The sequence below is a fragment of the Pseudodesulfovibrio portus genome (assembly GCF_026000375.1).
Lineage (GTDB): Bacteria > Desulfobacterota > Desulfovibrionia > Desulfovibrionales > Desulfovibrionaceae > Pseudodesulfovibrio > Pseudodesulfovibrio portus.
Genome location: NZ_AP026708.1, coordinates 3,364,777 through 3,378,084, shown reverse-complemented (window position 1 = coordinate 3,378,084; position 13,308 = coordinate 3,364,777). Strand labels below are relative to the sequence as shown.

11 protein-coding genes and 1 tRNA gene are annotated in these 13,308 nt (G+C 60.1%); 4 read left to right on the top strand and 8 right to left on the bottom strand.

Annotated features, from left to right (window positions below):
- Positions 1 to 72: 72 nt before the first annotated feature.
- Positions 73 to 954 carry a tol-pal system protein YbgF gene (ybgF, locus tag OO730_RS16120; protein ID WP_264982514.1) on the bottom strand — a complete coding sequence of 294 codons (882 nt, stop codon included), beginning with the start codon at positions 952 to 954 and terminating at the stop codon, positions 73 to 75.
- Between the two features lie 193 nt (positions 955 to 1,147).
- On the opposite strand from ybgF, the gene OO730_RS16115 reads away from it, so the two are divergent.
- Entirely contained in the window at positions 1,148 to 2,074 is a 927-nt protein-coding gene (locus tag OO730_RS16115; protein WP_264982513.1) for a hypothetical protein, read from the top strand.
- A 73-nt stretch (positions 2,075 to 2,147) separates the two neighbouring features.
- Here the strand turns inward: OO730_RS16115 and OO730_RS16110 are convergent, their stop codons facing one another.
- From OO730_RS16110 to OO730_RS16090, 5 genes are read right to left on the bottom strand one after another with little or no spacing between them, the layout of a single operon-like run.
- Positions 2,148 to 5,069 carry a chemotaxis protein CheA gene (locus tag OO730_RS16110; RefSeq protein WP_264982512.1) on the bottom strand — a complete coding sequence of 974 codons (2,922 nt, stop codon included), beginning with the start codon at positions 5,067 to 5,069 and terminating at the stop codon, positions 2,148 to 2,150.
- 42 nt (positions 5,070 to 5,111) lie between these two features.
- Positions 5,112 to 5,480 (bottom strand): response regulator, encoded by a 369-nt coding sequence (locus tag OO730_RS16105; RefSeq protein WP_264982511.1) that lies wholly within the window; start codon positions 5,478 to 5,480, stop codon positions 5,112 to 5,114.
- Between the two features lie 60 nt (positions 5,481 to 5,540).
- The gene (locus tag OO730_RS16100) at positions 5,541 to 6,416 is read right to left on the bottom strand and encodes a CheR family methyltransferase (protein WP_264982510.1); all 876 of its coding nucleotides are present in this window, start codon (positions 6,414 to 6,416) and stop codon (positions 5,541 to 5,543) included.
- 9 nt (positions 6,417 to 6,425) lie between these two features.
- Positions 6,426 to 8,357 carry a HEAT repeat domain-containing protein gene (locus OO730_RS16095; protein WP_264982509.1) on the bottom strand — a complete coding sequence of 644 codons (1,932 nt, stop codon included), beginning with the start codon at positions 8,355 to 8,357 and terminating at the stop codon, positions 6,426 to 6,428.
- Between the two features lie 39 nt (positions 8,358 to 8,396).
- A complete protein-coding gene (locus tag OO730_RS16090; RefSeq protein ID WP_264982508.1) occupies positions 8,397 to 9,443 on the bottom strand; it encodes a protein-glutamate methylesterase/protein-glutamine glutaminase in 1,047 nt (348 codons plus the stop codon).
- A gap of 229 nt (positions 9,444 to 9,672) precedes the next feature.
- Here OO730_RS16090 and OO730_RS16085 point away from each other — a divergent pair.
- Positions 9,673 to 9,749, top strand: a tRNA-Pro gene (locus OO730_RS16085).
- A 118-nt stretch (positions 9,750 to 9,867) separates the two neighbouring features.
- Here the strand turns inward: OO730_RS16085 and OO730_RS16080 are convergent.
- Both OO730_RS16080 and OO730_RS16075 read right to left on the bottom strand, forming a co-directional pair.
- Positions 9,868 to 10,323, bottom strand: coding sequence for a YaiI/YqxD family protein (locus tag OO730_RS16080; protein ID WP_264982507.1), 456 nt, complete (start codon positions 10,321 to 10,323; stop codon positions 9,868 to 9,870).
- Positions 10,324 to 10,662: 339 nt separating this feature from the next.
- Positions 10,663 to 11,682 (bottom strand): TOBE domain-containing protein, encoded by a 1,020-nt coding sequence (locus tag OO730_RS16075; protein ID WP_264982506.1) that lies wholly within the window; start codon positions 11,680 to 11,682, stop codon positions 10,663 to 10,665.
- Between the two features lie 192 nt (positions 11,683 to 11,874).
- On the opposite strand from OO730_RS16075, the gene OO730_RS16070 reads away from it, so the two are divergent.
- Both OO730_RS16070 and modA read left to right on the top strand, forming a co-directional pair.
- Positions 11,875 to 12,561: an ATP-binding cassette domain-containing protein gene (locus OO730_RS16070; protein WP_264982505.1), complete on the top strand. Its 687-nt coding sequence runs from the start codon at positions 11,875 to 11,877 to the stop codon at positions 12,559 to 12,561.
- A gap of 14 nt (positions 12,562 to 12,575) precedes the next feature.
- Entirely contained in the window at positions 12,576 to 13,304 is a 729-nt protein-coding gene (gene modA, locus OO730_RS16065; protein WP_264982504.1) for a molybdate ABC transporter substrate-binding protein, read from the top strand.
- The last annotated feature ends 4 nt before the right edge of the window (positions 13,305 to 13,308 follow it).

Sequence of the window (13,308 nt, the reverse complement as noted above, 5' to 3'; positions counted from 1 at the left end):
GTCCAAAGGAAAGGCCGGACCCCGCAAACGGCGAAAATCCGGCCATTCATGCCTCTTGTGTATGAAAAAATCCTAGCCGCCCAACCTCGTCAGCTCCTTGCGGCCCAACCCGGCCTCGTCGGAGTTCGGGAAATCCTCGATCAGGGCGCGCAGGTAGAAGATCGCGTTGTCGCGGTCGCCCACCCTGTCGTAGGCCATGCCGATCTTGAGCAGGGCCGCAGCGCTCTTGTGATGCTTCGGGAACCGCCCGGTGACCTCCTTGAATGTCAGGATGGCCTGGGCAAAATCCTTCTCGGAGTAATACGTCTCGCCTTTCCAGTACAGGGCGTTGGCCGCCAGTGCATCCGAGGGATACTTGGCCAGGAACTGGTCGAAGGTGGCGCGGGCCCCTTCCATATTGTCCATGGAATACTGCTTGTACCCCTTTGCGTACAGCGCCTGTGCACCGGAAATCTTCGCCTTGGGCCTGGAAGCAGTCATGGGCGCGGGCTTGGGCGCGGTTTTTCGCTTGACGACCTCCGGCTCCGGAATGGTCGCGGGCGGCTTGGGCACGTCGGCCCACGGTTTGTCCTCGCCGCTCTGGGCGACGGGCGGCTCGGTGGCCCCTTCCGGCTTCACCCAGCCATCGTCCTCGGGCTTCAGATCGGTCACCCACCCCTCGCCCGCCGGGGGCTCAGGCGTCTCTTCGGTGGGAACGGCCACGGACGTGCCGTTGCGCAACCCGGCGACCTTCTCCTCAAGGTCGGTCACCCGCTGGTCGAGCCGGTCCCTGTCCTCGACCACCTCGTCCGCCATCTGACGCTGCTTTTCACGGAAATTGAGGAAGCTCTCCTCAAGGGACTTGACGCGCCACTCCATGCTCGCCGTATCCGTGGTCGCGCTCTTCCCGGCGGCAGTGCAGCCGAAGAGAAACAGACCGAGGACGGCAAACAACAGGAACTTCAGGCATTTCATCGAGCGGCTCTCGCTTTATCACGGTTGATTGTTTCATTGGAAATAGGCGATACCACGATTTTTTGCAAGGAATCGTTGACAATTCCGCAACACCCCTCTTTGAGGGAAGCCTTGCATGCCGGACGATTTTCAGGCAGAAAAAACGCGCTATTCAACGCGATTCTTACGCACAAAAACGGAGCCTTCTTCCACCATGGATTTACAAGAAACCCTCAAGATGATTGGCCTGATGTTGGCCCCGGCCTTTTTCAGCCTGCTCGGCATGGGCGCACTCGGCAGCCCGGCCGTGGCCGTTCTCGGCGAACTCAGCGCCAAGACGAACAAAAAGGTCTTTTTCGACAAGTATGGCCAGCAGACAGGCTCCTTGGGATTGATACTGCTCGCGTTCCTGGTCGTCATCTATGGAGTCGGCATCGGCATCAGCCTCTACCGCTACCCCCGACTCATTGAGCAATCCCTCAACCCCGCCTCCCCGTTTTTTACCGGAGCCGTGCTTCTCGCCGTGTTCGCCGTGGCCGCGCTCATCTATTTCCTGACCTGGAAGTCCATGCGGCAGGCCAAGGCCCCCCACATCATACTGGGGCTCATCGCCGCCCTGTCCGCCATCGGCGCGGTGGCCGTGGTCACCCCGGCCAAACTCTTCTTCAACCTGTCCCAGGGAAGCCCCTCGCAGGAGGCCCTGGCAACGGCTTCGGCCATGGCCCTGCCGCTGTCCGCCATGTACGGCGTTCTGGTCCTTGCCGCCGCAGCCTCCCTGAGCCTGGCCTACCTCGTCATCCGCCGCAACAAGGACGACTTTGGCCGCGACTACTACTCCTTTGCCATGAAGCTGGCCGCGCGCTGGTCCATGCTGCCCATGATCGGCTTCATGGCCTGCCAGGGCTGGCTCTACGCCCGGCTGCCGGAGAATATCCAACTCATTATTCTCGGCACCCCTCTGGCCTATGTCTGGGCCGGAGTGGTCATCCTCGGCGCCGTCAACGTCGGGCTGTGGATACTCATTGCCCGCAACGAATCCCCGTTGCGCATGAAGGGGCCGGCCTTCCTGTCCGTCTTCATTTTCTGGGCCATGCACGCCCTGAACGCCACCCTGTTCGTCAACTTCATGACCATGCTGTAAGACACCGCCCTCCGCACGAAAAAAGGCCGGGAAGTTCACCTTCCCGGCCTTTTCCTTTTCGGTTCGAGGTATCTTACTTCCCGGCAGGCAGAGCCGCGCCGCCCACGGTCAGGGGTTCCTGTTTCCTCCCGAGCTGGGTGGACAGGGAGTAGATTTCGTGCGGGTCGAGGATCAGCACCACCGAGCCGTCGCCCATGATGGTGGCGCCCGACAACCCCTTGAGGTTGAAGTTGTTGAGATACTGCCCGAGGGGCTTGATGACGATCTCCTGGCGTTCCAGAAGCCGGTCCACAACAAGGCCGAGACGGCGGTCGTTGTCCTGGATGATGACCATGGGCAGGACGTCGCGGTCGTCCATGGACTGAGGGAGATCGAGCAGTTCGGCCAGTTCCACTATGCCCAGGACCTCGCCGCGCAGCTCGACGGCCTTGCGGTTGTTGACCTCGGAGAGCTTTTCCACCTCGATCTTGGTGGTCTCGGACACCGCGTCCAGCGGGATGGCGAACGTGTCGCCGCCAACCTGGACCATGAGGGCGTCGATGATGGCCAGGGTCAGCGGCAGGGTCAGGGTGAGCTTTGAGCCCTTGCCCACCTCGGACTGGGTGTGCACGCTGCCCTTGAGATTCTTGATGTTCGTCTTGACCACGTCCATGCCCACGCCGCGACCGGAGATGTCCGTGACCTTTTCAGCGGACGAGAAGCCGGGCGCGAAGATAAGGTCCAGCGCCTCGCGGTCGTCCATGGCGTTGGCCTCTTCCGGGGTGATGACGCCCTTTCGCATGGCCACCATCTTGAGCTTTTCCGGGTCCATGCCGCGACCGTCGTCTTCCACCTCGATGGCCACTGAATTGCCCTTGTGATAGGCGCGCAGCCAGACGTGGCCCTTGGGCTTCTTTCCGGCAGCGATACGCTCGTCCTCGGGTTCCAGGCCGTGGTCAACCGCGTTGCGGACGAGATGGACCAGCGGATCACCGATCTCCTCGACAACGGACTTGTCGAATTCGGTCTCTTCGCCTTCCATGATCAGTTCCACCTGCTTGCCCGACTTTCGGGACAGGTCGCGCACCAAGCGCGGGAACCGGGAAAACACGGTCTGGACCGGAACCATGCGGACCTTCATGATGGTGTCCTGAAGATCGTCCGATATACGCGCCATGGCGTAGGTGGTTTCCGTGAGCTGCTGGGCCACCACATGAACCTCTTCCTGCCCGTCCTCGAGGGCGCGGGCGAGCATGGCGTACCGGTTCCGGTTGATGATCAGCTCTCCGATGACGTTCATCAGATGGTCCAACTTGTGATGATCCACCCGGATGGTGCTCGACACCTTGGGCTTCGCAGGGGGCTGCTGTGCGCCACTGGACTTGCTGGCGTTACTCATAGGCTTCCTGGCCGCCGAAGCGGGCTTGGATACGGGTTGCTTGACGGGATCGGGCGCGGGAGCCGGCTTGGGGGCTTCCGCCACCGGTTCGGGCGCGGGGGCCGGTTCAGGGACGGGAGCTGCCGCCGGTTCGGAGATGGGCTCGGGTTCGGGAGCGGAGGCGACCTCGGCCCCCTCCTCTTCGATGGAACCGCCGACGGACTTCACGGCCTTGACGATCATCTCCCGCAGGATGGCATGTTCCTGTTCCAGGATGTCCAACATCAGAGAAAAATCCATGTCCGACTTGCGGGCCTGATCAACCAGACCGGCGGTTCTGGACGCGTACTCCCTGATTTCGTCGAACCCCATGTATCCCGTGGAGTTCTGAATGGTCTGGAAAGTACGGAACAGACCGTCGATGATGTCCTTCTGCCCGGAATCCTTCCGGAGCAGGTCGAAAGCGACGTCAACAGCCTTGAGCTGCTGGTCGATGGTGGAAATGAACAGGGCCACGTCCTCCGGATCGTATTCGTCTGCGACGGATTCGACCGCTGCCGCCTCGGCAGGAGTCGGCGCGGCTTCCGCTTCCTTGGGGTGATCCTCGGATTTACCGGAGACCAACCCCTGAACCGCAGCCGTATCGCCGTCGTTGGTGACCTTCTGGAGAATCTGCGCCATGGCGCTGGTATCCACGGGGTCGACCCTGCTGGTCTCTATATCGACCTTGGACACCAGGGTCTCGATGAGGTCCACGGCGGCCAGCAGCAGGTCGATCATGGACTGGCTGGAAGCGATCTCGCCCTTGCGGACCTTGTTGAGCAGGGTCTCGGCCTCGTGGGTCAGGGAATTGAGTTCCTTGAAGCCGATAATGCCGCTGTTGCCCTTGAGGTTGTGAAAATACCGGAACGTATCGTTGATCAGTTCCTCGGCCCCTTCGGGCTCCCCTTCCAGGGTCAGCAGACAACGGTTGAGGTTTTCCACGATCTCCTGGGCCTCTTCAAGAAAATCGGCCAGATGGCCTTCGCCCACCGTGGTCAGGGCATACGGGGTATCGTCGAAATCGGGATCGGGCTCCGGGACGAAGGCGGGCACGGAAGCAGTCACCTCTTCCTCGACCGTGGCGACAGGTTCCGGCGCAGGCGCAGGCGCAGGCTCGACAACGGACTGGGGCTCGGAAACAGGCTCAGGCTCCAGGACAACCTCGCCCTCCGCCCCGGGGCCCCCCGTGACATCCCCGAGTTCACCCTTCAGAGCCGCCTCGATTTGTGCGATGACGGGTCCGGTGTCCACGTCACCTTCCACGCCGCTGGTCTCCAGATTGTCGACCATGGTGCGCAGGGCGTCGGTGGCGGACAGGATCAGGTCCATGATCCCTTCCGTAACCTGCATGGACCCCTGGCGCAGTTCATCCAGGATGTTTTCCGCCTTGTGGGCCAGCCCGTTGATCTTGTTCAACCCCAAAAAGCCCGATGCGCCCTTGAGGGAGTGCATGGGCCGGAAAATCTCATTCAGAATGCCGAGGTTCTCGGGGCTCTTTTCCAGCTCGAGAAGATTCGGCTCAATGGTCTCCAAATGCTCTTTCGCTTCGATGAAAAAATCTGACAAGATTTCCGGATCGAGAAAGTCCTGGCTCATCGAGTCTCCTTCTGCAATGCCGCGTTATGTGGTTTCACACCGTCAGCCAAGCAGCATCTTGACGTTGCGGACGAGTTTTTCCGGTTGCGCGGGTTTGACCATGTACAGGTTCGCACCGACGGTCAAGCCGGTCTGAATGTCCTTGTCCTGCCCTTCGGTGGAAAGCACCACGATGGGGATGTCCCGGTAGCTCTCCTGCTCGCGAACGGTCTTTATGAACGTCAACCCATCCATGCGGGGCATGTTGACGTCGGAAACGATAAGATCGACAAAATCGAGACTGTATAGCTTTTCCAGCCCGTCAAGGCCGTCTTCCGCGGTGGTCACCTTGAAGCCTTCCTTCTTCATGATGAAGGCGACAAGATTCCTCACTGTTTTGGAATCGTCCACAATCAGAATATGTTTAGGCATGATGTTCCCCCTGGTAACACGTCTCGTGCCCGCATATCAAATCCAGCATAGCGAGGCTCCCTATTCTTCCTTCTTGTAAATAATTGAACCCGGAAACCGGATGGGCTTGAAGGCGCGCGTGATGTGGTGCAGCGACTCCGAGTGTCCGATGATCAGGTAACCGCCAGGAAGCAGGTTGTCGTAGAAATCGTTGATAACCTGCTTTTTCATTGCATCATCAAAATAGATTATGACGTTTCTGCAAAAAACAATCTGGGACCGCTCGATCCGCTTGATCTGATTGCGATCCTTGAGATTTATCTGACCGAAACTCACCAACTTCTTGATTTCCTGCTTGAGCTTGTTCTGCCCCCCCCCGGAATCAAAATACCGCTCCACGATGTCCTTGGGCGTTGTCCGCAGGGTGTAGTCGTTGTAAACGGCCTTGCGCGCAGACTCGAGGACGCGCTCCGACAGGTCGTTGGCAGTGATACGGATATCCCAGGAATCCATCTCCCCCTTGAGCACCTCGTTGATGATCATGGAAATTGTGTAGGGTTCCTCCCCGGTCGAACAACCCGCCGACCAGATGCGCAGCCGATTGCCCGCCTTGCGGCACTTGTCGAGCACGTCGGGCAGGACTTCCTTCTGGAAGACCTCAAGCTGCGGCGGATTGCGGTAGAAGCTGGTCTCGTTGGTTGTGATGACCTCGAACAGCTTCCTGAATTCCGCCGACCGCGACGAATCGTACCTGAGCAGATTGTAGTATTCGTCGAAATTCTTGAGGTTGAGTTTCTTGAGCCGGTTGCCGAGCCTGTTTTCAAGGAGATATTTCCTGTTGTCGGCTATCCAGATGCCGCATTCCTGATAAATGAAGTCACGCAGATTGACGAACTCCTGGTCCGTAATCCGAAGCTCCCTGCCCAGTGAGATGGTCTTTGAAAAAAGCGATGACATCTTTGTCGCCTACTCTTGGGCTTCCTGAATCCGGGTGATGGCCTCTTCCGCCGCGCTCACCAGTTCGTATTCATCACTGTTGGTGACCTCGAGCAGGGCATTGAACGCTTCGGGCCCTCCGATTCTGCCAAGCCCCTCGATTGCCTTCATGACGACGAAACGGTTGGTGTTCTTGAGCATGGCAACCAAATGCGGAACCCCTTCGGTCAGCCCGTGCTCGCCAAGGGCGTCGATGGCCCGTATCTTTACCCAATCGTCCTCGTCGTTCAGGGCGTGAAGGAGATGAGGGACCATCTCGTCGTCAAAATAGCGGCCCATGATCTCAATGACGGTCAGCCGCACGTCCTTGTTCTCGTCGCTGAGGCGCTGCAGAACCAACTGCCGCCAGTCGGAAGGATCACCGACGCCGGCCAGGGCCTCCAGCGCCACCTTCCTGACATCCGGAATCTCATCTTCCACGGCCTGCTTCAGGTAATCGAGGTTCTCGGTGGCACCGAGCTTGCCCAGGGCATAGATCGCCATGAAACGCTGGATTGGGTCCTCGCTGACGGCCATCTCCCTGAAGCGGGTCACGACCGCGTCGCCGCCGATGGCTATGCAGGCATTGAGGGCCGACTCCTTGACGTCGTCGTACTGATGCCCGAGCATCGGGAATATGTCATCCACGACCTCGGCCAACCGGAGCTTCTCGCCCAGCAGGTAGACCACGCTCTTGAGCACGGTGCCGTCCTTGTGCTCCTCGAGTATCTTGATGAAAAAGTCTTTTGCCGACTCGTCGGCCCGCTCCGCAGCAACGCTTATGATCTGCCGCTGGATGGGCAACGAAGTCTGCCAGAAAGCCTCCATGAGCACACCGCAGACCGCGTGCGCTTCGCTGCACTGCTCGGGCGCGATCAGGGAGAGGGCCTGCACGGCAACGCCGGCCGTGGTCTGGTCATCGCCGAGGACCCCTTCCTTCAGGGCTTCGGTCAGCCCGATTTCGGCCAGGCACCCGATGATGGTCTGCAGCCGGTCCTGATCACGATCCTGATCCAGGCCGGCCGCGATGGTGAGGATTCCCCTGGAGGCCTGTTCGCCGCCCACATGGGCCAGCCCCTGAATGGCTGCATCCTGTATTTCCTCGTCCTCGTCCTCGAGCGCCACCAGCAGGTACTGGCGGAACCGCTCCCGCTCCTCGTCGCTCAGGAGGGTCAGGGACTTGCCCCCGAGAATTTTGACCACGGCCTTGACGATTTTATTCCGCAGCGCGGTGGGTGCATCGGGCATGCGCCGCAAAAGCATGGTCACGGCCTTGACGTTGCCCAGCTCGCCCAGGGAATCGATGATCATCGACGCAACCAGGTCGGACGCGGAGTCCAACGCCTTGACCAGGGCGTCCACGGAACTGGAATGCCCGATCTTGGTCAGCGCCTCGATCACGGAATACTGAACCCACTCCTCGTCGTTGATGGCCTTGTTCAGGCAGGGAGCGGCCTCGGCCATGCCCAGATCGCCCAGGCTGACCGCAGCCTGGTAGCGGACGTTGACCTCGGGGTCCCTGAGGAGGGCGTCGCAGAGGGGCTCGACAGCCAACAGGCTCCCGGTGGAGCCGAGGATGTCGGCCATGAAAATTCGGATATCCGCGTCTTCATCCTGGCTGAGCTCGATGAGGGACCCCATATCCTGGCTCCCCACCTCCCGCAGGATGTCCATGGACAAATTCCGCACGGGGGCGTCGTCCGAGCGCAACAGCGGCAGCACGGCCTGCACCGTCTCCTTGCCGCCGATCTTCCTGAGGGAACTGTCCACCGCCTCCTGGATGCCGAGATGATTGGTGGTCAGCAATTCCGCCAGTTTGGGCACGGCTTCGGTACAATTGTCCTCGCCCGCCCTGAACGCGCTCTCACGGACGACCTCCTTGTCGTCGCTGTCGAGCAACGCCAGATATTCGGTACACTCCATGCTCCAAACCTCCAGTGCAAATTCAGAATTCAAACGGCCCTATTGATACAGATTCGAGACAATGGAGTCGGCCATGTCGTCGAGATCAATAATTTCATCCGCCAACTTCTCGTCTACGATGGCCTTGGGCATGCCATAGACCACGCAGGTGGAATCACTTTGGGCCAGCGCCCTGCCGCCCTTTTCCTTGAGAGCCCTGACGCCTTCGCATCCATCGTTGCCCATGCCGGTAAGGATGACGCCGAGACCGCGCCGCCCGACGGCTTTGGCGACCGAAGAGATGAGCACGTTGGCCGAAGGCTTGTACAACTCGCCCGACGGCTCGTCGGTGACCTTCAGTTCGATCCGGCTCACCTTCTGGTCCAGAACCACATGCCTGCCGCCCGGAGCCACGAAGACGCACCCCGGCCTGAGGACGTCGCCGGTTTCGGCTTCCTTGACCGAGAGCCGGCTGACGCCGTCAAGACGCTCGGCAAAGGGACCGGTAAAGGCCGCCGGCATGTGCTGGGCAATGACGATGCCCGCCGGGAAATCGGCCGGGAGAGATGACAGAATCTTCTGCACGACAGGGGGCCCGCCGGTGGAGACACCGATGGCGACCACGTCGCGAACCGGCTTGCCGGACCGGCGGTCCACAGGTGCCGCGACCTTCTGCCGGACGGGCCTGGCAGCGGGAGCCGTATGCCGCATCTTGCGGGCGGCCACGGCCTTGACCTTCTCGATCAGGTCCCGTTCGATCTTGATGATATCCAGAGAAACCTTGGAAAGCTGCTTGGGGATGAAATCCACGGCCCCGAGCTCCATGGCCTTCAGGGTGGACTCGGCGCCTTCGGTGGTCAGGGAGCTGACCATGAGGACGGGTCTCGGGGATTCCATCATGATGTGCCTGAGTGCGGTAAGACCGTCCATCCTGGGCATCTCGATATCCAGGGTGACAACGTCGGGATCGAAGGAGCGCACCATTTCCAGGCCTTCCTTGCCATCGCGTGCGGCACCGACCACCTTGATGCCCGGGTCCTTCTCGAGCATCGTGCAGATGGCTTTCCGCATGAATGCGGAATCATCCACAACCAAAACTGTAATCACTTAGAACTCCTTGCTTCCCTCTGCCGGATCATTATGCAGAAAACCACACACGCCCGACAAGGGCCAAAACACGTTTGACCGTACCGCCTCCGGCCATACATTGTAATTATTTTATCATGCAATTTCCGACTTTAGGCACCTTTCCCCCCTTTGTCCACAACCTTGACGATCCCCACATTTTTACCTTGCCTTTTCATCCCCCCTGAGCTAAACACCCCTCTCACGACATCGGGATGTGGCTCAGTCTGGTAGAGCGCTGCGTTCGGGACGCAGAGATCGGAGGTTCAAATCCTCTCATCCCGACCAGAAAAATCAAGGGTTTACGGAAATACTCCGTAAACCCTTTTTTGTTGTTGCCAGTATCTGAAAGGCACTTCGCTCAAAATCAGAGGGACACCTCCCCCAATTCCGGCTCACCTCAACATCAGCTCCTGCGCAGACTCCGCGTTAAAAAACGATCCAGCTGATTGGTGAATTCCTGCTTATCCTTTGGGCCGATGGGCGTCGGACCGCCGGAGACCATGTTGGCGCTTCGCAGTTCCTCCATCAGATTGCGCATTCGCAGCAACCCTTTCACGTTTTCTTCCGTATACAGCTCGCCACGTGGATTGAGGCCCGTGGCTCCCTTGTCCACGATCGCATCGGCCAAGGGGATGTCCGCCGTGATCACGAGGTCTCCCGGCTCGACCAGCCGGACGATTTCATTGTCCGCCTCGTTGAAGCCGGACGCCACATGGAGAGTCTTGATCAGCGGCGAAAGGGGAACGGAAAGAGGAAAGTTGGCCACCAGCGTCATGTCGATCTCGCGCCGAAGCACGGTCTTGAACAAAACATCCTTGATGACATTGGGACAGGCGTCGGCATCAACCCATATCTGCATCGGCACTCTCGTAAGGCTGGAATATTGAACGACTCAAAAAACGGACCCTATCCGCAATCGGCAAACAAGAAAACCCATTGCAATCAGCAATCGGCGGCTCCCTGCCGTCATTCCTTTGGTAAACACGCCTTCATCTTTCGAGGCGAGGGCCAGTGAAACACCGCTATTTTGAGCGTATCAAAATAGCGCCCACCTCTCAGGGAGAGATGCGCGCTGAAGCCACTATGGGCTTAGGCTCAAAGCCTACCAGCGAGGACGCTCTTCGCGAGCCTTGGCTCCGTCGGCTGCCGAATGGTTGCTCGCGCTCCGCGCGACCCACGGCTTACTCGACAGGGGGGCTCAGACCGTTTCCAGGCGGACCGTGTTCAGGACAACGGACAACGCCTTGAACCAGAATTCGACTTCATCGCCGTGTTGAAGGGCCAGCTCACTGGCGCTCTCGGCGGAAATGAGGGCGCAGACGTCCGTGCCGTCGTCAAGGCGGCCCAACACCTCTGAAATGACCGGAGAGTCGGTCACGCGCAGGATGGTGGCGTGAAAACGGTTGCGGGCGCTGCCCGCCGTTTCCCGGCCGCAGCGCATGACGTTCACCAGCGGCGCCTTGACCGTGGCCACCAAGGGACTCCCCTCTTTCAGGTCGAGGCTGTGCAGGCTGTCTGCGGTGATGACCGCGCTGATCTCGCAGCCGGAGCGCGTCTCCATGACCACCTCGGCCATGACCGAATCCTGCCTGATGCGGGTCACGTGGCCGACAAAGGAGTTTCGGGCGCTGGTCTGGCGGAGCATGGCCTTCTGCGCGCTGTGCACGATGGAATGCATGTCTTCCGGGGAGAACTGCTGGAAACAGGCGGTCAAATCGAGAGACGACTGGCCGAGCACATCACGGACCACGGTGATGGGCACGCCGCTGCGAAGCATTTCCACGGCCCTGGTGTTGCGCAGGACGTTGGGGCCGGACAGCTCACGGGGCAACCCCGCCTCCTTGCCGCGGGCGTAACAGATGCGGCGGAAGTATCCCGGGTCCGCGTGAAAGAAATCCCCGCGCGCCCCGCATCCCATGGGGCCATCCAATACGCCCATGATCTGGGAGAAGACCTCGTCGGGCAGGGGAACCGATCGCTTCCGATCCTCGGAACCAAGGCGGATGGCCGTGCTCCCGACATCGAAACAGGTGGCGTCGTCCAGGGACAGTATCTCACCCAGCCGCGCCCCTGAATGTCGAAGCAACAAGAAAATCAGCCACATGCGCATACGGGCGCGGATGCTGTCCGCCCGTTTGGCGCTGTCCTTCCATTGGGAGAAAGCCCGCTCGAACGCCAGCACCTGGGGCGGTTCCAGGTACTTCACATGCTCCGACACGCGGAAGAATTCCCGCGGACAGACCTTTCCCGATGGTTTGTTTGCATTCATCACATATCCATGAACAGTCACTCATTCATCCATTCGCGTGACCCGTTTGCGCCATTTGGACACAAAACATAGGGGAATAAGTACATCGACACAAGCCTCGCATGCACCATGCGCCCCGCCAACCCGAACACACCGCAGCCCATGACATTGAACATCAACATCCGGAAGCACCTGAACCAGTTCGAGCTGCACACCGCACTGTGCTGCCGCGCCGGTGAACTGACCGCCATAGTCGGCCCGTCCGGAGCGGGAAAAACCACCCTGGTACGCCTCGTGGCAGGCCTGGACCTGCCTGACCACGGCACCATCTCGCTGGGAGACGATATCTGGACCGATACCGAAACCGGACGATCCATTCCCACGCACAAACGGGAAATCGGACTGGTTTTTCAGGAATTCCCCCTGTTTCCGCACCTGACCGTACACCAGAACATCGGTTTCGGCGCCCCGGACGAAACCGATGTCGGGCCGCTCATGCAGACCTTCGGCATTCGCCACCTGGCCGACCGCAGGCCGAATTCCATTTCCGGCGGAGAACGGCAACGCGCGGCCTTCTGCCAGGCCCTTGCCCGCAAACCGAAACTCCTGCTCCTGGACGAACCCTTTTCCGCCCTGGACGTAGCCACCCGTTCCTCACTCTGCGGCCTGTTGATGGACCTCAAGGAGGACCTGAACATCCCCATCCTCCACGTGACCCACGACCTCATCGAAGCCCAGTGGCTCGGCGACGCCATCGTGGCCGTGGAAAACGGCAGAATCACGCTGGAGTGGCTGAACCGCCAGGCAATCCATCGTCCGTCGATCGCCCCGACCGTCTCACCCGTCTAACAAGGAAACGCATCATGCCCAGAATCCGCACACTCGTCCTGGCCCTTTGTTTCATCGCCCTCTTGGCCCCGACTGCACAGGCAGACGACGTGGTCCTCGCCTCGGGCGCGGGCTACAAGAAAATGGTCAACGCACTCAACGCGGCCTACAAGCAGCAGACCGGCCATGCTGTCAGCCTCATCTACGGCAACATGGCCCGCGTCACGACCCTGGCCCGTGAAAGCGGCGAGGTCGGGCTGGTCCTGGGAGACGAAGCCTTCCTGGACAAGGCCGGGCTGCCCATCGAAAAGAAACTGGAACTGGGACGGGGCAAGCTGGTCCTGGCCTTTGCCAAGTCCTCGAAGTTTTCCCGCGTGGAAGACCTGGACGACCCGCAGGCCGGACGTATCGCCCTGCCCGACACCAAGAAGGCGATCTACGGCAAGGCGGCCAGGGAATACCTGCTGACGAGCGGCCGCCTGCCCGGCATCCAGCCGCGATTGGTGGAAGTCGCGACCATTCCCCAGGTGTTCTCCTATCTGAACACCAATGAGGTGGACATGGGATTCCTCAACCTCACCCACGCCCTGAACGTCCAGGAACACATCGGCGAATTCGTGGTCATCGACGAAAGCGGCTACTCGCCCATCCGCATCATCGTCGGGGTCCTCGACACCTGCAGCAACAGGCAACAGGCCGATGAATTCCTGTCCTTCCTCCAGACGCCCGAGGCAAAGGCGATCATCAAGAAGCACGGGCTGTAAGGAG